Source organism: Pseudomonas fluorescens (assembly GCF_004683905.1).
GTDB lineage: Bacteria > Pseudomonadota > Gammaproteobacteria > Pseudomonadales > Pseudomonadaceae > Aquipseudomonas > Aquipseudomonas putida_A.
In genome coordinates this window covers 5,179,487-5,200,829 of sequence record NZ_CP038438.1, presented here as the reverse complement: position 1 = coordinate 5,200,829, position 21,343 = coordinate 5,179,487, and the positions used below count along the sequence as shown (strand labels likewise).

Genomic DNA, 21,343 nt, shown 5'->3' with positions numbered 1-21,343 from the left:
ATAGCAAGTGCCTATTGGCGGAATGCGATTTTTTCCGGGTAAAGATTGCGTAAGGTCAAAACGGCTGGCGTCTGGCTATTACGCGAGAATGCGGGAGGGAAAAGCACGGAGGGCGATTCACCATCCCGCGGCGGGCACGGGATGGCTGACAGCAGGATCAGACCTTTCTGACGAACTCGGACTTGAGCTTCATCGGGCCGATGCCATCGATCTTGCAGTCGATGTCGTGGTCGCCGTCGCACAGGCGGATGTTCTTGACCTTGGTGCCGACCTTGACCACCAGCGAAGTGCCCTTGACTTTCAGGTCCTTGATCACGGTGATGGTGTCGCCGTCCTGCAACACGTTGCCGACCGAATCTTTCTTCACGGCATCATCGGATGCCACTTCGGCTTCGCCGTTGGCCGACCACTCGTGGGCGCACTCCGGGCAGATCAGTTGGGCACCGTCTTCGTAGGTGTATTCGGAATTGCATTTCGGGCAGGGTGGCAACGTGCTCACTAAGGCTCCTTGATAGGGGATCGCTAAAAGTCGCACATTGTATAGGGTTTTACGCGCAGGAGGGCATAGAGCAGAAACAACTGTGGGAGCGGGCTTGCTCGCGAATGCGGTGTGTCATTGAACATTAATGTTGAATGACAGGTTGCTTTCGCGAGCAAGCCCGCTCCCACAGAAGGCAGATCAGTGCGTGCGGGCGACCGCAAATTCGCTCAGTTCCACTAGTGCATCGCGGTATTCGCTGGCCGGCAGCGCGTCGAGGCACTTGATCGCACGGGCCACGTAGTCGCGGGCCAGTTGCGCGGTGTACTCCAGCGAACCCGAGGCTTCCACGGCGATGCGGATGCTTTCGAGGTCTTCGATCCCGCCTTTCTGGATCGCCTGACGTACCAGAGCAGCTTGCTCCGGCGTACCTTCTCGCATGGTGTAGATCAGCGGCAGGGTCGGCTTGCCTTCGGCCAGATCGTCACCGACGTTCTTGCCCAGAATCTCGGCATCACCCTTGTAGTCCAGCAGGTCGTCGACCAGTTGGAACGCCACGCCGAGGTGATCACCGAAGGTGCGCAGGGCTTCGCTCTGCTCGGCGGTGGCACCGGCCAGTGCGGCGGCGCTGTGGGTCGAGGCTTCGAAAAGCATCGCGGTCTTGCCGCGGATGACTTCCATGTAGGTTTCTTCGGTGGTGCTGGCGTCGCGTACCTTGGACAGTTGCAACACTTCGCCTTCTGCGATGATGCGCGTGGCCTGGGACAGGATCTTCATCACCGGCATCGAGCCCAGCTCGACCATCATTTCGAACGAGCGCGAGTACAGGAAGTCGCCGACCAGCACGCTCGGGGCGTTGCCCCACATAGCGTTGGCGGTCGAGCGGCCACGGCGCATGCCGGACATGTCGACCACGTCGTCATGCAGCAGGGTCGCGGTGTGCAGGAATTCGATGGTGGCGGCCAGCAGGCGCATGTCGTCGCCTTCGCGACCCAGGGCCTTACCGCACAGCAGCACCAATAAAGGACGCAGGCGTTTGCCGCCGGCCGAGGTGATGTAATCGCCGATTTTCGATACCAGCGGCACTCGGGAAGTCAGCTGCTTCTTGATGATGCCGTCGACGGCGTTAAAATCGTCCGCCACCGCGCGGTAGAAAGCTTGGGGTTGCATCAGCGACAGTTGCTCCAGAAGGGTTGCGCGGCATGCTAGGACCCACACCGGGGCCTGTCAAGGCGCGATGGACGGCCACTTGCGTGACTCTCGCGGCTTGCGTACAATCGCGCACCCTGAACTTCCTGGGCAGCACCTGCCTTACGCAATTGCACTTGGGCCGTTCCAGCCCCATGCAGCCATGCCAGCCAATACCTCTTCTTATAAAGAGCTGGGTGAGCAGGATTATCGGAGAAATACCATGTACGCAGTAATCGTTACCGGCGGTAAGCAATACAAGGTCGCTGAAGGTGAATACCTGAAGATCGAAAAACTGGAAGTCGCTACTGGCGAATCCGTGACTTTTGACCGCGTTCTGCTGGTCGCCAATGGCGACGACGTGAACATCGGCGCACCTGTTGTTGCTGGCGCAACCGTCAAGGCTGAAGTGATCTCCCAAGGTCGTCACGATAAAGTCCGCATCATCAAGTTCCGTCGCCGTAAGCACCACATGAAGCGTATGGGCCACCGCCAGTGGTTCACCGAGATCAAAATCACCGGTATTCAGGCTTAATTACAGCCTAATTCCTCACTAGGAGAATTGAACTCATGGCACACAAAAAAGCTGGTGGTAGTACCCGTAACGGTCGCGACTCAGAAGCCAAACGCCTTGGCGTGAAGATGTATGGCGGCCAGGTCATCAAGGCCGGCAACATCATCGTGCGTCAGCGCGGCACCCAATTCCACGCTGGCTACGGCGTTGGCATGGGTAAGGATCACACCCTCTTCGCGAAAATCGAAGGCGTGATCAAGTTTGAAGTAAAAGGCGCCTTCGGTCGTCGTTACGTGAGCGTTGTCGCGGCTTAATCGCGAGATCGCTGGAAGAGCCCTGTCTTGCGACGGGGCTTTTTCGTTTGTGGGGTGAGTCTCTTGCAAAACTGTTTGTATGGGCTGTCGGCGTGCGATGCAGGTCGTGTTTTGGGGTCGCTGCGCTCATTTTTGCAAGAGTCTTATGTCTTGATTGTTTTTCGGCTCGTCCGTATGGCGAGAGGCGTTGAGTTATGAAGTTTGTAGACGAAGTATCGATCCGCGTAAAAGCTGGCGACGGCGGCAATGGCTGCATGAGTTTCCGTCGGGAAAAATTCATTGAAAACGGCGGCCCGAACGGCGGTGATGGCGGTGACGGTGGTTCCATCTACATGATGGCCGACGAAAACCTCAACACCCTGGTCGACTACCGTTACACCCGGCACTTCGATGCCGAGCGTGGCTCCAACGGCGGCAGCACCGATTGCACCGGCAAGAAGGGTGAAGACCTGATCCTGCGCGTGCCGGTCGGTACCACCGTGATCGACTCGGCCACCCAGGAAGTGATTGGCGACCTGACCAAGGCCGGCCAGAAACTGATGGTAGTGCAGGGCGGTTGGCACGGTCTGGGTAACACCCGTTTCAAATCCAGTACCAACCGTGCGCCGCGCCAGACCACTCCGGGCAAGCCGGGTGAGCAGCGCGATCTGAAACTGGAAATGAAAGTGCTGGCTGACGTTGGTCTGCTGGGCTTGCCGAATGCCGGTAAAAGTACCTTTATCCGTTCGGTGTCGGCCGCCAAGCCGAAAGTCGCCGACTACCCGTTCACCACGCTGGTGCCGAACCTGGGTGTGGTCAGCGTTGACCGCTGGAAAAGCTTCGTCATCGCCGACATTCCGGGTCTGATCGAGGGCGCTTCCGACGGTGCCGGCCTGGGTATTCGCTTCCTCAAGCACCTGGCGCGTACGCGTCTGTTGCTGCACCTCGTCGACATGGCGCCGCTGGATGACACCAGCGCACCGGACGCGGCTGAAGTGATCGTCAACGAACTGGTCAAATTCAGTCCGTCGCTGGCCGAGCGTGATCGCTGGCTGGTGCTGAACAAGTGCGACCAGATCCTTGAAGAAGAGCATGAAGAGCGCGTCAAGGAAATCGTTGATCGCCTGCAGTGGGAAGGTCCTGTCTACGTGATCTCGGCCATCGCCAAAGAAGGCACCGAGCGCCTGACCCGCGACATCATGCGTTATCTGGAAGATCGTGCCGATCGCCTGGCTAACGACCCGGCGTACAAGGAAGAGCTGGCCGATCTCGATCAGCGCATCGAAGACGAAGCCCGTGCACAGTTGCAGGCGCTGGATGACAAGCGTGCCCTGCGTCGCAGCGGCGTGAAGTCGGTCCACGACATCGGCGACGATGACTGGGACGAAGAAGATGTGGATGATGAAGACGGTCCGGAAATCATTTACGTGCGCGACTGATTCGTTGCAGTAAACTTAAGCGCCGCTCAATCGAGCGGCGTTTTAGTATCTGGAAATCGATCGTTGGTCACCAATAGCCACGATTAACGTCACGGGCAGCGCTGGGTCGCGCTGTCCTCAAGCTAAGGTTGAAGATGATGCGGAGCAAAGTGACAGGTGCGCAGCGTTGGGTCGTGAAGATCGGCAGCGCTTTGCTGACAGCTGATGGCAAAGGGCTGGATCGTGCGGCAATGAGTGTCTGGGTCGAGCAAATGGTCGCCCTGCATGAGGCAGGTGTCGAGTTGGTGCTGGTGTCCTCCGGGGCGGTGGCTGCCGGCATGAGTCGTCTGGGCTGGACCGCACGACCCAGTGCGATGCACGAGCTCCAGGCCGCTGCTGCAATCGGCCAGATGGGCTTGGTGCAGGCCTGGGAGTCGAGCTTTGCCGAGCATGGCCGGCACACCGCGCAGATTCTCCTGACTCACGATGACTTGTCCGACCGCAAGCGCTACCTCAACGCCCGCAGCACCCTGCGTGCCCTGGTCGAGCTGAAAGTCATCCCGGTGATCAACGAAAACGACACCGTGGTCACCGACGAAATCCGTTTCGGCGACAACGATACGCTGGCGGCGCTGGTGGCCAATCTGGTCGAGGCCGATCTGCTGGTGATCCTCACCGATCGCGACGGCATGTTCGACGCCGATCCGCGCAACAACCCCGATGCGCAGCTGATTTACGAAGCGCGCGCCGATGATCCGACCCTGGATGCAGTGGCGGGCGGTACCGGCGGTGCGCTGGGGCGTGGCGGCATGCAGACCAAGCTGCGTGCGGCGCGGCTGGCGGCGCGGTCTGGAGCGCATACGATCATCGTCGGTGGTCGCCTGGAGCGAGTGCTTGATCGCCTGAAGGCTGGCGAGCGCATCGGTACGCTGCTGTCGCCTGAGCGCGGCATGCTGGCGGCGCGCAAGCAGTGGCTGGCCGGGCATCTGCAGACGCGCGGCACGCTGGTGCTTGACGAGGGTGCGGTGTCGGCATTGTCCCAGGGCAACAAGAGTCTGTTGCCGGTCGGCGTCAAATTGGTCCAAGGCAGCTTCCGCCGTGGCGAGATGGTGGTCTGCGTGGCGCCGGACGGTCGCGAGATTGCTCGCGGTCTGGCCAACTACAGTGCGCTTGAAGCGCAAAAAATCATTGGTCAGTCGTCGGATGCAATTGTCGGCGTGCTGGGCTACATGGCTGAGCCGGAACTGGTTCACCGTGACAACCTGATTCTGGTCTAAGGAAAAACGCGATGCGCATGGCAAAAGGATTGTTGGGTCTGCTGATGGCGTTGCCATTGCTGGCCTCGGCCGAGGAAATCGGTCAGGTGTCGACGGTGTTCAAGTTCGTCGGCCCGAACGACCGGATTGTGGTCGAGGCTTTCGATGATCCGAAGGTCGACGGTGTGACCTGCTACCTGTCTCGCGCCAAGACGGGAGGGGTGAAGGGTGGTCTGGGTCTGGCCGAGGATCGCGCCGAGGCGTCGATCGCCTGTCGTCAGGTCGGTCCGATCAAGTTCAAGGGCGAACTGAAGGATGGTGATGAGGTGTTCAAGGAGCGCACGTCGCTGGTATTCAAAACCATGCAGGTAGTGCGTTTCCTCGACAAGAAGCGCAATACGCTGGTGTACCTTGTCTACAGCGATCGCGTGATCGAAGGTAGCCCGCAGAATGCGGTGACGGCGATTCCGATCGTGCCGTGGGTTCCTGTTCAGCAATAACACCGCAAATCCACAATGTGGGAGCGGGCTTGCTCGCGAATAGGTCGTGTCAGTCGCTAGAAATGTCGGCTGACAGATTGCATTCGCGAGCAAGCCCGCTCCCACTTTTTTATGTGCGGGATTCACCAAATCGCAGGCAATAAAAAACCGACCCTAAGGTCGGTTTTTTAATGACTACGTCGATTAAGCAGCTTCTTTCAGTGCCTTGACGTGGCCATTCAGACGGCTCTTATGACGAGCAGCCTTGTTCTTGTGGATGATGCCTTTATCGGCCATACGGTCGATAACTGGCACAGCCAGAACGTATGCAGCTTGAGCTTTTTCAGCGTCTTTTGCGTCGATGGCCTTAACTACATTCTTGATGTAGGTACGAACCATGGAACGCAGGCTGGCGTTGTGGCTGCGACGCTTCTCAGCCTGTTTTGCACGTTTTTTGGCGGAAGGTGAGTTGGCCACCGTCGAGCTCCTCGAAAGACTTTTTAGGAAATAGCAAACAAAATAGGCCGCGAATCATGCCGATGAAGAGAAGTCTTGTCAAGGGCGCTTGAAACGTTCCGCTAAGTGGTAGGTATGAAGAGGCGGGATATTTATTTCCGGCGCTTGACCTGTAAACTCGCGAGCTTTGGCTCTGTGCTGTTGCGGCGCGGAGTATCGCACAAGTAGGCGCATTGTTCGCCTGCTGTTTATCGACAGGCACACATTTCCTTAATGAATCTGCTCAAATCGTTGGCCGCTGTCAGCTCTATCACGATGCTTTCCCGGATTCTGGGGTTCGTCCGTGACACGCTCATCGCACGCACATTCGGCGCCGGCATGGCGACGGACGCCTTCTTCATTGCCTTCAAACTGCCCAATCTGCTGCGGCGAATTTTCGCCGAGGGTGCGTTTTCGCAGGCCTTCGTGCCGATTCTGGCTGAATACAAAAGTCAGAAGGGCGAAGAAGCGACCCGCACCTTCATTGCTTATGTATCGGGCCTGCTGACGTTGGTGCTGGCGCTGGTCACTGCGCTGGGGATGATCGCCGCACCGTGGGTGATCTGGGCCACGGCGCCGGGGTTTGCCGATACGCCGGAAAAATTCCAGCTCACCTCCGACCTGTTGCGGGTGACATTCCCCTATATATTGCTGATCTCCCTGTCCTCGCTGGCCGGGGCGATTCTCAACACCTGGAACCGCTTTTCGGTGCCAGCGTTCGTGCCGACCCTGCTCAACGTCAGCATGATTGTGTTTTCGCTGTTTCTCACGCCGTATTTCGATCCACCAGTCATGGCTCTCGGCTGGGCGGTACTGGTCGGTGGTCTGGCGCAGTTGCTCTATCAACTGCCGCACTTGAAAAAAATCGGCATGCTGGTGCTGCCGCGTCTGAATCTGCGCGATACCGGCGTCTGGCGAGTGATGAAGCAAATGCTGCCGGCGATCATCGGTGTCTCGGTCAGCCAGATTTCGCTGATCATCAACACCATTTTCGCCTCGTTCCTGGTGGCCGGTTCGGTGTCGTGGATGTATTACGCCGACCGTTTGATGGAATTGCCGTCCGGCGTGCTCGGCGTAGCGTTGGGCACGATTTTGCTGCCGACGCTGGCCAAGACTTATGCGAGCAAGGATCGCCACGAATACTCGCGGATCCTCGATTGGGGCCTGCGCCTATGCTTCGTGTTGGTGTTGCCGTGTGCGCTGGCGCTGGGGATTCTTGCCGAGCCGCTGACCGTGTCACTGTTCCAGTACGGCCAGTTCAGCGCGTTTGATGCGTCCATGACCCAGCGTGCGCTGATTGCCTATTCTGTCGGTCTGCTCGGAATTATCGTGATCAAAGTGCTGGCGCCGGGCTTTTACGCGCAACAGAACATCCGCACCCCGGTAAAAATCGCAATCTTCACCCTGATCGTCACTCAACTGTTCAACCTGGTGTTGATCGGGCCGCTGGCTCACGCCGGTCTGGCGCTGGCGATCAGTGCCGGTGCCTGCCTCAATGCCGGGCTGCTGTTCTATCAACTGCGCAAGCAAAAGATGTATCAGCCGCAACCGGGCTGGTACATGTTCGGCTTCAAACTGGTAGTGGCGGTAGCGGTCATGTCGGCGGTATTACTACTGGGCATGCATTTCATGCCGGCCTGGGATCAGGGGCACATGCTGGAGCGCTTCCTGCGTCTGGGGGCATTGGTAGTTGCCGGTGTGGTGGCATATTTCGGTATGTTGCTGCTGCTCGGTTTCCGTCTGCGCGACTTCAATCGCAAGGCTTTGAGCTGAGGTTTCAGCCTTTATAAACGGGCGCGGGCCGGCAGTTTTGTCGGCTCGATCACTTTGCGTTACGGTGTTGCCTGTCGTCGACCGTCGGGTGTGGTTATAATCGACCACTTTATGAGCAAGAAGCGCGTTATGCAGCTGGTTCGAGGCCTCCACAACTTGCGCCCCCAGCATCGGGGCTGCGTCGCCACTATTGGCAACTTTGACGGTGTTCACCGTGGTCACCAGGCTATCCTGGCCCGGCTGCGTGAGCGTGCGCTCGAGTTGGGCGTACCCAGCTGCGTGGTGATTTTCGAGCCGCAGCCACGGGAATTCTTTGCCCCGGAGACCGCTCCGGCGCGTCTGGCCCGCTTGCGTGACAAGCTGCAGCTGCTGGCCGCCGAAGGCGTCGACCGGGTGTTGTGCCTGGCTTTCAATCAGCGCCTGAGCAAGCTCAGCGCCAGTGAGTTCGTCGATACCATCCTGGTGGACGGCCTCGGCGTGCAGCATCTGGAAGTCGGCGACGATTTCCGCTTCGGCTGCGATCGCCTTGGCGATTTCGATTTTCTGCTGCAGGCCGGCCAGGTTCACGGTTTTACCGTGGAAGCCGCGCAAACCGTCGAGCTGGACGGCATTCGCGTCAGCAGCACTCAGGTGCGCAACGCGTTGGCCGCCGCCGATTTTGCCTTGGCCGAACGCCTGCTCGGCCGCCCGTACCGGATCGCCGGTCGCGTGCTGCACGGTCAGAAACTGGCCCGGCAACTGGGTACGCCCACTGCCAACATTCAACTCAAGCGCCGTCGCGTACCGTTCACCGGGGTTTACCTGGTAGATGTGGACATCGACGGCAAGACCTGGCCCGGCGTCGCCAATATTGGCGTGCGGCCTACGGTCCAAGGTGATGGCAAAGCCCACCTTGAAGTTCATCTACTGGATTTTGCCGGCGATCTGTATGACCGGCGTCTGACGGTGGTTTTCCACCAAAAGCTGCGTGAAGAGCAGCGTTTCGCCTCCCTGGAGGCACTGAAAACGGCGATCAACGCGGATGTCGCCGCCGCCCGTGCACTAGCCGCACCTAGCGCCCATCGCTAATGAAGAGCCTTAAATGACCGACTATAAAGCCACGCTAAACCTTCCGGACACCGCCTTCCCAATGAAGGCCGGCCTGCCACAGCGCGAACCGCAGATCCTGCAGCGCTGGGACAGTATTGGCCTGTACGGAAAGTTGCGCGAGATTGGCAAGGATCGTCCGAAGTTCGTCCTGCACGACGGCCCTCCGTACGCCAACGGCACGATCCACATCGGTCACGCACTGAACAAGATTCTCAAGGACATGATCATCCGCTCGAAGACCCTGTCGGGTTTCGACGCGCCGTATGTTCCGGGCTGGGACTGCCACGGCCTGCCGATCGAGCACAAGGTTGAAGTGACCCACGGCAAGAACCTGGGCGCGGACAAGACCCGTGAGCTGTGCCGTGCCTACGCCACCGAGCAGATCGAAGGACAGAAGACCGAGTTCATCCGCCTCGGCGTGCTGGGCGACTTCGCCAACCCGTACAAGACCATGAACTTCAAGAACGAGGCCGGTGAAATCCGCGCTCTCGCCGAAATCGTCAAGGGCGGTTTCGTGTTCAAGGGCCTGAAGCCGGTGAACTGGTGCTTCGACTGCGGTTCGGCGCTGGCCGAAGCCGAAGTCGAGTACGAGAACAAGAAGTCCTCGACCATCGACGTGGCTTTCCCGATCGCCGACGAAGCCAAACTGGCCGCCGCGTTCGGTCTGCCATCGCTGAGCAAGCCTGCCTCGATCGTGATCTGGACCACCACCCCGTGGACCATCCCGGCCAACCAGGCACTGAACGTGCACCCGGAATTCAACTACGCCTTGGTCGATATCGGCGACAAGCTGCTGGTTCTGGCTGAAGAGCTGGTTGAATCCTGCCTGTCGCGTTACGGCGTTGAAGGCTCGGTCATCGCGACCAGCACCGGTAAAGAGCTGGAACTGATCAACTTCCGTCACCCGTTCTACGACCGCCTGTCGCCAGTCTATCTGGCCGACTACGTCGAACTGGGCGCCGGCACCGGTGTGGTTCACTCCGCCCCGGCCTACGGTGTGGACGACTTCGTGACCTGCAAGAAGTACGGCATGGTCAACGATGACATCCTCAATCCGGTACAAAGCAACGGCGTGTACGTGCCGTCGCTGGAGTTCTTTGGCGGCCAGTTCATCTGGAAGGCCAACCCGGCCATCGTCGAAAAACTCACCGAAGTCGGTGCGCTGCTGCACACCACCGTCATCGAACACAGCTACATGCACTGCTGGCGCCACAAGACCCCGCTGATCTACCGCGCCACCGCGCAGTGGTTCATCGGCATGGACAAAGAGCCGGTCAGCGGCGACACCCTGCGCGTGCGCTCGCTCAAAGCCATCGAAGACACCAAGTTCGTTCCGGCCTGGGGCCAGGCGCGCCTGCACTCGATGATCGCCAACCGTCCGGACTGGTGCATCTCCCGTCAGCGTAACTGGGGCGTGCCGATCCCGTTCTTCCTCAACAAGGAAAGCGGCGAACTGCACCCACGCACCGTCGAGCTGATGGAAGAAGTCGCCAAGCGCGTTGAAGTCGAAGGCATCGAAGCCTGGTTCAAGCTCGACGCCGCTGAACTGCTGGGCGACGAAGCGCCGCTGTACGACAAGATCAGCGATACCCTCGACGTGTGGTTCGACTCGGGCACCACCCACTGGCACGTGCTGCGCGGTTCGCACCCGATGGGTCACGAAACCGGCCCGCGCGCCGACCTGTACCTGGAAGGTTCCGACCAGCACCGCGGCTGGTTCCACTCGTCGCTGTTGACCGGTTGCGCCATCGACAACCACGCGCCGTACCGCGAGCTGCTGACCCACGGCTTCACCGTCGACGAGTCCGGCCGCAAGATGTCCAAGTCGCTGGGCAACGTGATCGCGCCGCAGAAAGTCAACGACACTCTGGGCGCCGACATCATGCGTCTGTGGGTCGCGTCGACCGACTACTCCGGCGAAATGGCCGTGTCCGAGCAGATCCTGCAACGCAGCGCGGACGCCTATCGTCGCATCCGTAACACCGCGCGTTTCCTGCTTTCCAACCTGACCGGTTTCAACCCGGCCACCGACCTGCTGCCGGCTGAAGACATGCTCGCACTGGATCGCTGGGCGGTGGACCGTACTTTGCTGCTGCAACGCGAACTGCAAGAGCACTACGGCGAATACCGTTTCTGGAACGTTTACTCGAAGATCCACAACTTCTGCGTGCAGGAGCTGGGTGGTTTCTACCTCGACATCATCAAGGACCGCCAGTACACCACCGGCGCCGACAGCAAGGCACGTCGCTCGTGCCAGACCGCGCTGTTCCACATCTCCGAAGCGCTGGTGCGCTGGATCGCACCGATCCTCGCGTTCACCGCCGACGAGCTGTGGCAGTACCTGCCGGGCGAGCGCAACGAATCGGTGATGCTCAACACCTGGTACGAAGGTCTGACCGAGCTGCCGGAAGGCTTCGAGCTGGGTCGCGCCTACTGGGATCGCATCATGGAAGTGAAGGTGGCGGTCAACAAAGAGATGGAAATCCAGCGTGCGGCCAAAGCCGTCGGTGGCAACCTGCAAGCCGAAGTGACGCTGTTCGCCGAAGAGGCGCTGAGCGCCGACCTGGCCAAGCTGAGCAACGAGCTGCGCTTTGTCCTGATCACCTCGACTGCCAGCGTGGCACCTTTCGTTCAGGCACCTGCGGACGCGGTAGCCACCGAAGTCAGCGGCCTGAAACTGAAGATCGTAAAATCGGCCTTCCCGAAATGCGCCCGTTGCTGGCACTGCCGCGAAGACGTTGGCGTGAACCCGGAGCATCCGGAAATCTGCGGTCGTTGCGTCGACAACATCAGCGGCGCCGGCGAGGTTCGTCACTATGCCTAACGCCGTTGGCCGTTTCGGACGGTTGAGCTGGCTCTGGTTGAGTTTGCTGGTTCTGGTCATCGACCAGGCCAGCAAGTTCTACTTCGAAGGCAAGCTCGAAATGTTCCAGCAGATCGTGATCATTCCCGATTACTTCAGCTGGACCCTGGCCTACAACACCGGCGCGGCGTTCAGCTTCCTGGCCGACAGCTCCGGCTGGCAGCGCTGGCTGTTCGCCCTGATCGCGATCGTGGTCAGTGCGGTGCTGGTGGTCTGGCTCAAGCGTCTGGGGCGCAACGATACCTGGCTGGCTGTCGCTTTGGCGCTGGTGCTGGGCGGCGCGCTGGGCAATCTGTATGACCGCATTGCCCTGGGCCATGTGATCGACTTCATTCTGGTGCACTGGCAGAACCGCTGGTACTTCCCGGCGTTCAACTTCGCCGACAGCGCCATCACCGTCGGTGCGGTGATGCTGGCACTGGACATGTTCAAAAGTAAGAAAACCGGAGAAGCCGTTCATGACTGAACAGGTATTGGCTGAGCAACGCATCGGCCAGAACACGGAAGTCACTTTGCACTTTGCATTGCGCCTGGAGAACGGCGACACGGTCGACAGCACGTTCGACAAGGCTCCGGCGACCTTCAAGGTCGGCGACGGCAATCTGCTGCCGGGATTCGAAGCGGCATTGTTCGGCTTCAAGGCCGGCGACAAGCGTACGCTGACCGTCGAGCCGGAAAACGCTTTCGGCCAGCCGAATCCGCAAAACGTACAGATCATCCCGCGTTCGCAGTTCGTCGACATGGAGTTGTCGCCGGGTTTGCTGGTGATCTTCAATGATGCGGCCAATACTGAGCTGCCGGGTGTGGTGAAAGAGTTCGATGACGCGCAAGTGACCATCGACTTCAACCACCCGCTGGCCGGCAAGACGCTGACCTTTGACGTCGAGATCATCAACGTCAAAGCGATCTGAGTGACACCGCAGAACAATGGTGGGAGCGGGCTTGCTCGCGAATGCTGACTGACATTCAACATAGAAGTTGTCTGACACACTGCTTTCGCGAGCAAGCCCGCTCCCACATTGGATTTTTGCTGGATTTGAGCAATGTGCTCGATCAGCAGGACGTAAATTTATTTCGCGCGCAAGACACGAGGCACAGCATGCAAATCAAACTCGCCAACCCCCGTGGCTTCTGCGCCGGCGTGGACCGGGCGATCGAAATCGTCAACCGCGCCCTGGAAGTCTTCGGGCCGCCGATCTACGTGCGTCATGAAGTGGTGCACAACAAGTTCGTCGTTGAAGACCTGCGCAGCCGTGGCGCGATCTTCGTCGAGGAGCTGGATCAGGTGCCGGACGACGTCATCGTAATCTTCAGTGCTCACGGCGTTTCTCAAGCCGTACGCAGCGAAGCCGCCGGCCGTGGCCTGAAGGTATTCGACGCCACTTGCCCGCTGGTGACCAAGGTGCACATTGAAGTCGCGAAATACAGCCGCGACGGCCGTGAGTGCATCCTGATCGGCCACGCCGGTCACCCGGAAGTCGAAGGCACCATGGGCCAGTACGACGGCAGTAACGGCGGCGCGATCTACCTCGTCGAAGACGAGAAAGACGTAGCCGAACTGCAAGTACGGAACCCGGAAAAACTGGCGTTCGTGACCCAGACCACCCTGTCGATGGACGACACCAGTCGGGTGATCGATGCCCTGCGCACACGTTTCCCGGCCATCGGTGGTCCGCGCAAGGACGACATCTGCTACGCCACGCAAAACCGTCAGGACGCGGTCAAGCAACTGGCCGACGAATGCGATGTGGTGTTGGTGGTGGGCAGCCCGAACAGCTCCAACTCCAACCGCCTGCGTGAGCTGGCCGAACGCATGGCCACGCCGGCCTACCTGATCGACGGCGCCGAAGACCTGCAGAAGAGCTGGTTCGAGGGTGTCGAGCGCATAGGCATCACCGCTGGTGCCTCCGCACCGGAAGTGCTGGTTCGCGGCGTGATCCAGCAGTTGCAAGCCTGGGGCGCGACCGGTGCCGATGAACTGGCCGGTCGCGAAGAGAACATCACCTTCTCGATGCCGAAAGAGCTGCGCGTCCGTTCGATCTGACGCTCTTCGCCTTCAGGCACAGCGCCTGCTCAGCCTTTGCGCTGGTCAGGCGCACCCGGCCGGTTGCCGCCAGCACCACCTGGCGCTGGCTGACCGGCTCGCGTGCCGAACAGATATGTAATGTCCCTGCCTGAAATGCCCGCCCGGGCATCAGCGGTTGTCCAAGACTGCTGAAGCGCACGTAACGACTGACCGCCCAATTACCGACAATCGGTGTCCGCCCGTCACTCGTATGCTCCACCAGCAGCGGGTTGCTGCTGTCCAGCGACCCCTTGCCGCTGATATCCAGAATGATCCGCCAGCCCTGACTCCAGTCGCCGTTGATGCCATGGATTACCACGCTCTGGTTGCGGGTGATGGCCAGGGTGCGGGCGTTGCGAATTCCGTCGAGCAGCGACTGCGCCGCTTGGTCGCGATGGGTCGACTCGGTGAAGGTGGCGAACGCCGGGCTGACCAGCGACAGAACAATTGCGCCAATCGCCAGTCCCATAAGCAATTCAATCAGGCTGAAACCCTGTTGCGGCATGACAACTCCCTCCGTGGAGCATGAAGCCCGGCGCGATCCTTTTCGCCGGGCAGGGCAAATCAACCGACGCGGGCCGGTTGAATGTTCTAGTTTGTAGAAGCAGGTATAGCCGACGGCAACGGAGGGCATCGATGGATCATCGTACAAAAGGTTTCACGCTGCCCGAGTTGTTGGCTGCGGTAGCGGTGATGGTGATCCTCATCACCCTGGCGGTGCCGGGCTTCACCCGCTCGATCCAGAGCAGCAAGGCCGACACCGAAATGGGCGACCTGCAGCGCGCCATCAACTACGCGCGGCTGGAGGCGATTGATCGCGGCGTGACCACACGCTTGCGCCCGAGCGCCGGCGGCAGCGTGTGGACCGGCGAATTGTCGGTCTACGACAGTACTGGCACTCCGGCCAATGTATTACGGGTTGTTCCAGCGATGAGCAGCGGCGCGACTCTGACGCTACCCTCAGGAGTGACCGCACTGGATTTCAATAATCTGGGTGGCTTGGCGGCGCCGTCGACAGCGGTGGTCATCAGTTACGTACTGGGAACGCAAAGCAGGACGCTGAACGTGTGTCTGAACGGACGAATTCAATTGGGTGGAAGTTGCGGATGAGGGCAGGGAGCACACAGGCACAGGAGGGCATGTCGCTGATCGAAGTGCTGGTCGCGTTGCTGATTCTGACCGTCGGGATATTGGGCGCGGCTGCCGTTCAAGTAAATGCGCTGAAGTACACTGACAGTTCGCGAATGACCAGTCAGGCCAGCTTCATCGCCTACGACATGATGGACCGCATCCGCGCCAATTCCGCTGCCGATTACACGGTCACGCCGCCGACCGCCGGCAACCTCAGCGTCGCCCGCGATCAGGATCTCTACGATTTCACCACTAACATCGTCAATTTCGGCGGGCCGACCGCCACGGGCACGATCACCCTCAATCAACGGGTGTACACCATCACCATCAACTGGAATGACTCACGGGCGGCGAATGCCACCGGTACCACCCGCAGCTTCGTTCTGACCAGTCGCGCCACGGTCGATCCGGTGGCCACGCCATGAAGCATGATCAGCGGGGGTTCGGCCTGATCGAAATGCTCATCGCGCTAGCGCTTGGGCTGATCATCGTACTGGGGGTGGTGCAGACGTTCCTTGCAGCCAAAAACACTTACGTCAGCCAGAACACCGCCGCTGCGATGCAGGAAGACGCACGTTTTGTCCTGAGCAAGATGATTCAGGAACTGCGCATGGTCGGCATGTTCGGCTGTCTGGGCACGATTACTGATGCGAGCTCGGCAGGGGATTTCACCGCGGCGCAGATCACCCCGATCAGTTGGGACAACAGCAACCTCAAGCTGACTCTGGTTACCGCTGATGTCGGCGGCAGTGGTGGCACGCCGACCTGGACGGTGGTCTCCGATTGCCGCAACAGCGCCACGGCCTATACCGGGTTGCGGGCGGCAGCGAGCGGGCAGATCGCTTTTCCGATCCGCCGCTTGATCTACAGCTTCAGCAACAACCAGATTCTCATGGGCACCGGCAGCGGCACGCCGACCCAACAGGTGTTGGTGAACAACGTCAGCGCCTTCACTGTGATGTTCGGTCTGGCGACGTCCGCCACTGACGTCGCGGCGTCCTCCTACAGTGCCAACCCTAGCGATCCGGCGCGCATCCGCAGTGTGCGACTGAGCCTGACCCTCACTGACCCGAACAACCGGGTGGCCAATCAAACCTTCAACGTGGTTGCCGCTTTGCGCAACCGCTTGCAATGAGGGCCGGGCCGATGAGGATGACTTTCGACCAGCGGCAAAACCAGCGTGGCATGGTGTTGCTGGTCAGTCTGGTGTTTCTGTTGCTGCTGACCTTGATCGGGCTGTCCTCGATGCAGAGCGCCAACCTGCAGGAAAAAATGGCCGGCAGCGTCAGCCTGCGCAATCAGTCGTTCCAGACCGCCGAGGCGGCGTTGCGTATCGGCGAGAGTGCGGTGCAGCTCGACAGTTATTCGCTGGCGGTGTGTGCCAGCACTACACAGTGTGCACCGCCGGCAGAGTCTTCGGTGGTCAGTGCGGCGGGGCTCAATTCGACTTCCGGGGTCACATGGATCGCTGCCGGTAATGGCTTTTATGGGGTGCAGAACATTGGCACCACCCTGACGGCGGTCAACGTGCCGAGCAACACGTCGGCGACCCTGTACCGAGTGACCGCTGTCGGCATTGCTGGTACTTCGCGCAGTGTGGTGGAGAGTGTCTATGCGAAGTATTGAGCGCTGCCGGACGTTGTTGGCGGGGATGCTGCTGAGCTTGTATCTGGCGGCGCCGGCGTATGCGTTCACGCCGTCCGATTCGCCACTGTTGAGTGCTGCGGCGGTGCCGCCCAACGTGATGTTGCTGATCGATGATTCCGGCAGCATGAACAGCATCATTTACGCGGCAGGATTCGACCCCGACGTCACGCGTACACCGGCCCGGCAATGTAATGCGTTGCTCGGGCTGTGCCTGAGTTCGACGGCGATCACTGGCGATCCGGTGTTTCTCTCGAACCTGCCGACCTCCGGTTGCTCCGGCGGCGCCTTCGCCTTCTACAACAACAGCGTCGCGCCGTTGTGCCTGAAACTGCCTGATCCGGTGGGCGGCGGCAATACTCGCTACACGGGGGATTACATCGCCTATGTGGTCGGGCTGGCGATCAACAACGGCACGCGCGACTTCACCACCGGGGCGATTCCCAACGACTATCGGATCAACGTCGCGCGCAACGTGTCCACCGCACTGGTCACCAGCAACCGTAACTTGCGCATGGGCCTGTCGACCTTCAACCCGGTGACCAGCAACAACCCCGGGAACGGAGGATACATCGCTCGTTCCATCAGTGATCTGTCGCCGGTCTCCGGCAGCGTGACCCAGGCGCAGGCCGACGCCAACTACAATGCGTTGATTTCGGCGATCGGTGGTTTGGGGGCCGTGGCCAACACGCCATTGGCGGAAACCTATTACGAAATCACCCGGTACATGCGCGGCATGACGCCGTACTACAACAGCACACCCACCACTTACACCAGTCCGATCCAGTACCGCTGCCAGAAGAACTATGGCGTAGTGATCACCGACGGCCTTCCGACGTATGACCGCACGTTTCCCACCAATGACCCGTTGGGCGGAAGTCGCTTGCCGAACTGGGACGGCATCAACAATGACGGCAACAACCTCAATGGAGACAATGAAGGCGACACGCTGTATCTGGATGACATCGCCAAGTTCGCCTACGACATCGACATGCGTTCGACCGGCGTCGATGCGGCGGGCAAGAGCTGGAGTTCGGCGGATTTTCCCAAGCAGAACATGAACACCTACACCGTCGGCTTTACCGCCGACAACGACATGCTTTCCGACGCCGCTGCCTATGGGCAGGGCAAGTATTACCAGGCCACCGACAGCACCGGCCTCAACACCGCGCTGTCCTCGGCCTTGAGCGACATCACTTCCAAGGCCGGCTCCGGCGGCAGCGGTGTCACCAGCGGCACCACGCTGGCCAGTGGCACCAGTTATTTCCAGACCAGTTACGACCCCAAGGACTGGCGCGGCACGATCAAATCCTTTGGCTTCACTTCGGCTGGCGCGGTGAACACCTCGGCAGCGTTGTGGACCACCGATACCACCATCGTGCCGGGCGCGACCGCACCGACCTATCAATCGTGGAACACCAGCAGCAATGCCGCCGTGACTCTGGCCTATGGCAACTTTTCCGCGGCCCAACAGACGACGCTCAGCCAGAGCCTGCCCACCGGTATCAGCGGCAGCGATCTGGTGGAGTGGAGCAAGGGCACCAACAAGACCGGGCTGAAAGTGCGCAGCGTGTTGCTTGGCGACGTCATCAACTCACCGCTGGTGCTGGCCTCGCCCAGCGATAAAACCGCCTCCGACCTCTCGGGTGACACCACCTACACCACGTATCTGACCACCAAATCGGCGAACATGAATTCAAGTCTGGTGGTGAATGCCAACGACGGTTTCGTCAACGTGATCAACTCGGCCAACGGCACCCGGCGTTATGCCTACATGCCGTCCAGCGTGTTGCCGTCGCTGCGGCTGATTGCCGACCCGGCGTACATCAATGGCGTCAGCCACAAGTTTCTGGTGGACGGTCAGGTCGGTGTGTATGACGCGCAAATCAACAGCGCCTGGAAAACCCTGGCCATCGGCGGCACCGGTGCTGGCGGCAAGACTTTCTATGCGCTGCAACTGTTCGACGCGTCGGCGGGCAATGTGCTCAATGCCCTGTGGGAAGTCAGTGCACCTGCCACGGCTAACACCGCCAACGCATTCAATGATCTGGGTTACGCCTATGCCCGGCCGGAAGTGGCACGCTTGGCCGATGGTCGTTGGGCGGCGTTCATTGCCAATGGTTATGGCAGCAACTCCGGAGTGGCGGCTTTGTATGTGCTGGATGTGCGTGACGGTTCGTTGATCAAGAAGATCGTGATCGACAGCACTGAAACCACCAATGGTTTGTCGTCGGTGAAGCTCAAGGTCAATTCGTCGAACGTGGTGCAGGCCGCTTATGGCGGTGATCTGAAAGGGCGATTGTGGAAATTCGATCTGAGCGCGACATCGACCGACAGTTGGGGCGTGGCGTTTTCCGGCAAACCACTGTTCACTACGGCGGGCGGGGCGACTCAACCGATCACCGCGCAGCCGCTGCTGGCGGACAATTCGCTGGGGGGCAAACAGATCTTTGTCGGCACCGGCAAATTCAACGAGACCGCCGACAAGACCAACAAGGATTTGCAGGCGTTTTATTCGGTGTGGGATGCCGACGGTGGTTCCGGGCAACTGACGGTCAGCAGCCTGCAGGCGCAAGCAGTGACCGGGGTGTTCTCCGGCAGCACCGGGCAGTTCATCACCACCAGCCAGAACGACACGACCTATCCGGGGGAGAAGGGCTGGTACCTGCCGTTGGTGTACAACAACGTGCTGACCGGCGAGCGGGTGATCAATCAGGCCAGTCTGGTGCTTGGACGCATCGTGTTTACCACCGCCAGTGTCGACACCACCGACCCGTGTGCCAGTTTCGGCACCGGCAAACTGGTCGAACTCGATGCGTTCAGCGGTAAGATGCTCAACTACGCGGTGCTCGACACCAACGCCGATGGCGTGGTCGACAGCAACGACACGATTTCCAGCGGCGTGGTGTTTACCGGCGGGATTCCGACCCTGAACGCCATCGTCAATGGCGCGACGCGCAAGATCGTCAACGATTCCAGTGGCACTGTCACCACACTGGTGGAAAAATCCGGCGGCGGCAGCCGGCGTATCATGTGGCGACAAATACAGTAAGTGAGAGTTTGAGGCATGCGCAGATTCAACCGAGGTTTCACCCTGATCGAAATCATGATCGTGATTGCGATCATCGGGATCATCATCACCATCGCCGCACCGAGCTACACCGAATACCTGAAAAAGGGCCGGCGCGCCGAAGTGGTGTCGCTGCTCTCGGAGCAGGCGCAGAGCCTCGAACGCTTCTATACCAAAAACAACGTCTACACCGGCATCACCGGTCTGAGCACGGGCAATGATTTCTACACCATCACCCCGACGATCGCTGATCAGACCTTCCTGCTGACGGCCACCCGCAAGGCCGGCACGACCATGGCCACCGACAAGTGCGGGGATTTCACCCTGACCAACACCGGCGTCAGAAGTATGAACAACGCAACCACCGGGCTGACCACCAAGGATTGCTGGGGCCGCTGAGGTACCTTCTTAAGGGCGCATTTTTTGCGCCCACTGTCTTTTTTACGGTTGGATCAAACATGACCAGGCAACAGCAAGTGGTGATTGTCGGTGGCGGGGTGATTGGCCTGCTGACCGCCTACAACCTCGCCTCCGAAGTGCGCAGCGTGGTGCTGCTGGATCGCTCGAACGTCGGCCAGGAATCGTCCTGGGCCGGCGGCGGTATCGTTTCACCGCTGTACCCGTGGCGCTATAGCCCGGCAGTCACCGCGCTGGCGCATTGGTCGCAGGATTTTTATCCACAGCTGGGCGAGCGGCTGTTTGCCGATACCGGGGTTGATCCTGAAGTGCACACCACCGGCCTGTATTGGCTGGATCTGGAGGATGAAGCCGAGGCGCTGGCTTGGGCCGAGCAGGAAAACCGTCCGCTGCGGGCTGTGGATATCTCGGCGGCGCACGACGCGGTGCCGGTGTTGGGCGGCGGGTTCTCCCGGGCGATCTACATGGCTGATGTGGCCAATGTGCGAAACCCGCGTCTGGTCAAATCATTGAAAGCCGCTTTGCTGGCGCTGCCGAACGTGACGATTCACGAGCAATGCGAAGTCAGCGGGTTTGTTCGCGAAGGCGAGCGGGTGGTTGGCGTCGAGACGTCCAAAGGCGTGATCAGTGGCGATCAGGTGGTGCTGACGGCCGGGGCATGGAGCGGTGATCTGCTCAAGACGCTGGACCTGACGCTGCCGGTGGAGCCGGTCAAGGGCCAGATGATTCTCTACAAGTGCGCAGCGGATTTCCTGCCGAGCATGGTGCTGGCCAAGGGGCGTTATGCGATTCCGCGTCGCGACGGGCACATTCTGATCGGCAGTACGCTGGAGCACGAAGGCTACGACAAGACGCCGACCGATGTCGCGTTGCAGAGCCTCAAGGCTTCGGCGGTCGAGCTGCTGCCGGCGCTGGCGGAGGCCGAAGTGGTGGGGCACTGGGCCGGTTTGCGCCCAGGCTCGCCGGAGGGGATTCCGTATATCGGACGGGTGCCGGGGTTTGAGGGTTTGTGGCTGAACTGCGGGCATTACCGCAATGGCCTGGTGCTGGCGCCGGCGTCGTGTCAGTTGTTTGCCGATGTGATGCTGGGGCGTGCGCCGATTATTGATCCGGCGCCGTATGCGCCTGAAGGTCGCATTTAGTCAGATATTTCTATGGTGGCTGGCAGAG

The 21,343-nt window shown here is 60.1% G+C and carries 22 protein-coding genes; 18 read left to right on the top strand and 4 right to left on the bottom strand.

Annotated features, from left to right (window positions below; all coding sequences use genetic code 11):
• Window positions 1-157: 157 nt before the first annotated feature.
• Together E4T63_RS24005 and E4T63_RS23995 are read right to left on the bottom strand one after the other, a co-directional pair.
• A complete protein-coding gene (locus tag E4T63_RS24005) occupies window positions 158-499 on the bottom strand; it encodes a zinc ribbon domain-containing protein YjdM (RefSeq protein WP_003228364.1) in 342 nt (113 codons plus the stop codon).
• Between the two features lie 180 nt (window positions 500-679).
• Window positions 680-1,648 carry a polyprenyl synthetase family protein gene (locus E4T63_RS23995; RefSeq protein WP_135296595.1) on the bottom strand — a complete coding sequence of 323 codons (969 nt, stop codon included), beginning with the start codon at window positions 1,646-1,648 and terminating at the stop codon, window positions 680-682.
• Between the two features lie 241 nt (window positions 1,649-1,889).
• Between E4T63_RS23995 and rplU the strand changes: the two genes are divergently transcribed.
• From rplU to E4T63_RS23970, 5 genes are all read left to right on the top strand, one after another.
• A complete protein-coding gene (gene rplU / locus E4T63_RS23990; protein ID WP_003228361.1) occupies window positions 1,890-2,201 on the top strand; it encodes a 50S ribosomal protein L21 in 312 nt (103 codons plus the stop codon).
• Between the two features lie 35 nt (window positions 2,202-2,236).
• The gene (rpmA, locus tag E4T63_RS23985) at window positions 2,237-2,494 is read left to right on the top strand and encodes a 50S ribosomal protein L27 (protein ID WP_003228360.1); all 258 of its coding nucleotides are present in this window, start codon (window positions 2,237-2,239) and stop codon (window positions 2,492-2,494) included.
• 194 nt (window positions 2,495-2,688) lie between these two features.
• The gene (gene cgtA / locus E4T63_RS23980; RefSeq protein WP_003228358.1) at window positions 2,689-3,912 is read left to right on the top strand and encodes an Obg family GTPase CgtA; all 1,224 of its coding nucleotides are present in this window, start codon (window positions 2,689-2,691) and stop codon (window positions 3,910-3,912) included.
• A gap of 137 nt (window positions 3,913-4,049) precedes the next feature.
• A complete protein-coding gene (gene proB, locus E4T63_RS23975; RefSeq protein ID WP_027612826.1) occupies window positions 4,050-5,168 on the top strand; it encodes a glutamate 5-kinase in 1,119 nt (372 codons plus the stop codon).
• Window positions 5,169-5,179: 11 nt separating this feature from the next.
• Window positions 5,180-5,647 (top strand): CreA family protein, encoded by a 468-nt coding sequence (locus E4T63_RS23970; protein WP_003228353.1) that lies wholly within the window; start codon window positions 5,180-5,182, stop codon window positions 5,645-5,647.
• Between the two features lie 183 nt (window positions 5,648-5,830).
• On the opposite strand, the gene rpsT is transcribed toward E4T63_RS23970, so the two are convergent.
• Window positions 5,831-6,103: a 30S ribosomal protein S20 gene (rpsT, locus tag E4T63_RS23965; protein WP_003228351.1), complete on the bottom strand. Its 273-nt coding sequence runs from the start codon at window positions 6,101-6,103 to the stop codon at window positions 5,831-5,833.
• A gap of 252 nt (window positions 6,104-6,355) precedes the next feature.
• Between rpsT and murJ the strand changes: the two genes are divergently transcribed.
• The 6 genes from murJ (at window position 6,356) to ispH (ending at window position 13,890) form a co-directional block, all read left to right on the top strand.
• Window positions 6,356-7,894: a murein biosynthesis integral membrane protein MurJ gene (gene murJ / locus E4T63_RS23960; RefSeq protein ID WP_135296594.1), complete on the top strand. Its 1,539-nt coding sequence runs from the start codon at window positions 6,356-6,358 to the stop codon at window positions 7,892-7,894.
• 129 nt (window positions 7,895-8,023) lie between these two features.
• Window positions 8,024-8,962 (top strand): bifunctional riboflavin kinase/FAD synthetase, encoded by a 939-nt coding sequence (ribF, locus tag E4T63_RS23955; RefSeq protein ID WP_003228347.1) that lies wholly within the window; start codon window positions 8,024-8,026, stop codon window positions 8,960-8,962.
• Window positions 8,963-8,975: 13 nt separating this feature from the next.
• On the top strand, window positions 8,976-11,807 hold the full coding sequence (gene ileS, locus E4T63_RS23950) for an isoleucine--tRNA ligase (protein WP_135296593.1): 2,832 nt from the start codon (window positions 8,976-8,978) through the stop codon (window positions 11,805-11,807).
• On the top strand, window positions 11,800-12,312 hold the full coding sequence (gene lspA / locus E4T63_RS23945; protein WP_007963824.1) for a signal peptidase II: 513 nt from the start codon (window positions 11,800-11,802) through the stop codon (window positions 12,310-12,312). Before ileS ends, lspA begins: the two co-directional genes overlap by 8 nt.
• Window positions 12,313-12,319: 7 nt before the next feature.
• Window positions 12,320-12,757, top strand: a complete 438-nt coding sequence (fkpB, locus tag E4T63_RS23940) for an FKBP-type peptidyl-prolyl cis-trans isomerase (protein ID WP_177325639.1) — start codon at window positions 12,320-12,322, stop codon at window positions 12,755-12,757.
• 188 nt (window positions 12,758-12,945) lie between these two features.
• Complete coding sequence (gene ispH / locus E4T63_RS23930) at window positions 12,946-13,890, top strand: 4-hydroxy-3-methylbut-2-enyl diphosphate reductase (RefSeq protein WP_003228337.1); 945 nt, start codon at window positions 12,946-12,948, stop codon at window positions 13,888-13,890.
• Here the strand turns inward: ispH and E4T63_RS23925 are convergent.
• Window positions 13,847-14,416, bottom strand: coding sequence for a GspH/FimT family pseudopilin (locus E4T63_RS23925; protein WP_135296592.1), 570 nt, complete (start codon window positions 14,414-14,416; stop codon window positions 13,847-13,849). The two genes, ispH and E4T63_RS23925, sit on opposite strands and share 44 nt — an antisense overlap.
• A gap of 131 nt (window positions 14,417-14,547) precedes the next feature.
• Here E4T63_RS23925 and E4T63_RS23920 point away from each other — a divergent pair, with 131 nt between their 5' ends.
• The 7 genes from E4T63_RS23920 to thiO are packed head-to-tail and all read left to right on the top strand — an operon-like array spanning window position 14,548 to window position 21,315.
• Window positions 14,548-15,021 carry a GspH/FimT family pseudopilin gene (locus tag E4T63_RS23920; protein ID WP_135296591.1) on the top strand — a complete coding sequence of 158 codons (474 nt, stop codon included), beginning with the start codon at window positions 14,548-14,550 and terminating at the stop codon, window positions 15,019-15,021.
• Window positions 15,018-15,467, top strand: coding sequence for a type IV pilus modification protein PilV (gene pilV, locus E4T63_RS23915; protein ID WP_134787363.1), 450 nt, complete (start codon window positions 15,018-15,020; stop codon window positions 15,465-15,467). The genes E4T63_RS23920 and pilV overlap by 4 nt, the downstream gene beginning before the upstream one ends.
• Entirely contained in the window at window positions 15,464-16,177 is a 714-nt protein-coding gene (locus tag E4T63_RS23910; RefSeq protein WP_135296590.1) for a PilW family protein, read from the top strand. The genes pilV and E4T63_RS23910 overlap by 4 nt, the downstream gene beginning before the upstream one ends.
• An 11-nt stretch (window positions 16,178-16,188) precedes the next feature.
• Complete coding sequence (locus E4T63_RS23905) at window positions 16,189-16,668, top strand: pilus assembly PilX family protein (RefSeq protein ID WP_134787361.1); 480 nt, start codon at window positions 16,189-16,191, stop codon at window positions 16,666-16,668.
• Window positions 16,655-19,738: a pilus assembly protein gene (locus tag E4T63_RS23900; RefSeq protein WP_135296589.1), complete on the top strand. Its 3,084-nt coding sequence runs from the start codon at window positions 16,655-16,657 to the stop codon at window positions 19,736-19,738. The genes E4T63_RS23905 and E4T63_RS23900 overlap by 14 nt, the downstream gene beginning before the upstream one ends.
• Before the next feature lie 15 nt (window positions 19,739-19,753).
• A complete protein-coding gene (locus E4T63_RS23895; protein WP_135296588.1) occupies window positions 19,754-20,155 on the top strand; it encodes a type IV pilin protein in 402 nt (133 codons plus the stop codon).
• 59 nt (window positions 20,156-20,214) lie between these two features.
• On the top strand, window positions 20,215-21,315 hold the full coding sequence (gene thiO, locus E4T63_RS23890) for a glycine oxidase ThiO (protein WP_135296587.1): 1,101 nt from the start codon (window positions 20,215-20,217) through the stop codon (window positions 21,313-21,315).
• Window positions 21,316-21,343: the final 28 nt, after the last annotated feature.

Coding starts and splice junctions, on each gene's coding strand:
- proB (WP_027612826.1), top strand. CDS start 4,050: ATGCGGAGCAAAGTGACAGGTGCGCAGCGTTGGGTCGTGAAGATCGGC.
- E4T63_RS23910 (WP_135296590.1), top strand. CDS start 15,464: ATGAAGCATGATCAGCGGGGGTTCGGCCTGATCGAAATGCTCATCGCG.
- ileS (WP_135296593.1), top strand. CDS start 8,976: ATGACCGACTATAAAGCCACGCTAAACCTTCCGGACACCGCCTTCCCA.
- rpmA (WP_003228360.1), top strand. CDS start 2,237: ATGGCACACAAAAAAGCTGGTGGTAGTACCCGTAACGGTCGCGACTCA.
- thiO (WP_135296587.1), top strand. CDS start 20,215: ATGACCAGGCAACAGCAAGTGGTGATTGTCGGTGGCGGGGTGATTGGC.
- E4T63_RS23970 (WP_003228353.1), top strand. CDS start 5,180: ATGCGCATGGCAAAAGGATTGTTGGGTCTGCTGATGGCGTTGCCATTG.
- ribF (WP_003228347.1), top strand. CDS start 8,024: ATGCAGCTGGTTCGAGGCCTCCACAACTTGCGCCCCCAGCATCGGGGC.
- E4T63_RS23895 (WP_135296588.1), top strand. CDS start 19,754: ATGCGCAGATTCAACCGAGGTTTCACCCTGATCGAAATCATGATCGTG.
- E4T63_RS23900 (WP_135296589.1), top strand. CDS start 16,655: ATGCGAAGTATTGAGCGCTGCCGGACGTTGTTGGCGGGGATGCTGCTG.
- ispH (WP_003228337.1), top strand. CDS start 12,946: ATGCAAATCAAACTCGCCAACCCCCGTGGCTTCTGCGCCGGCGTGGAC.
- E4T63_RS23925 (WP_135296592.1), bottom strand. CDS start 14,416: ATGCCGCAACAGGGTTTCAGCCTGATTGAATTGCTTATGGGACTGGCG.
- pilV (WP_134787363.1), top strand. CDS start 15,018: ATGAGGGCAGGGAGCACACAGGCACAGGAGGGCATGTCGCTGATCGAA.
- E4T63_RS23905 (WP_134787361.1), top strand. CDS start 16,189: ATGAGGATGACTTTCGACCAGCGGCAAAACCAGCGTGGCATGGTGTTG.
- murJ (WP_135296594.1), top strand. CDS start 6,356: ATGAATCTGCTCAAATCGTTGGCCGCTGTCAGCTCTATCACGATGCTT.
- E4T63_RS23920 (WP_135296591.1), top strand. CDS start 14,548: ATGGATCATCGTACAAAAGGTTTCACGCTGCCCGAGTTGTTGGCTGCG.
- cgtA (WP_003228358.1), top strand. CDS start 2,689: ATGAAGTTTGTAGACGAAGTATCGATCCGCGTAAAAGCTGGCGACGGC.
- E4T63_RS23995 (WP_135296595.1), bottom strand. CDS start 1,648: ATGCAACCCCAAGCTTTCTACCGCGCGGTGGCGGACGATTTTAACGCC.
- rplU (WP_003228361.1), top strand. CDS start 1,890: ATGTACGCAGTAATCGTTACCGGCGGTAAGCAATACAAGGTCGCTGAA.
- lspA (WP_007963824.1), top strand. CDS start 11,800: ATGCCTAACGCCGTTGGCCGTTTCGGACGGTTGAGCTGGCTCTGGTTG.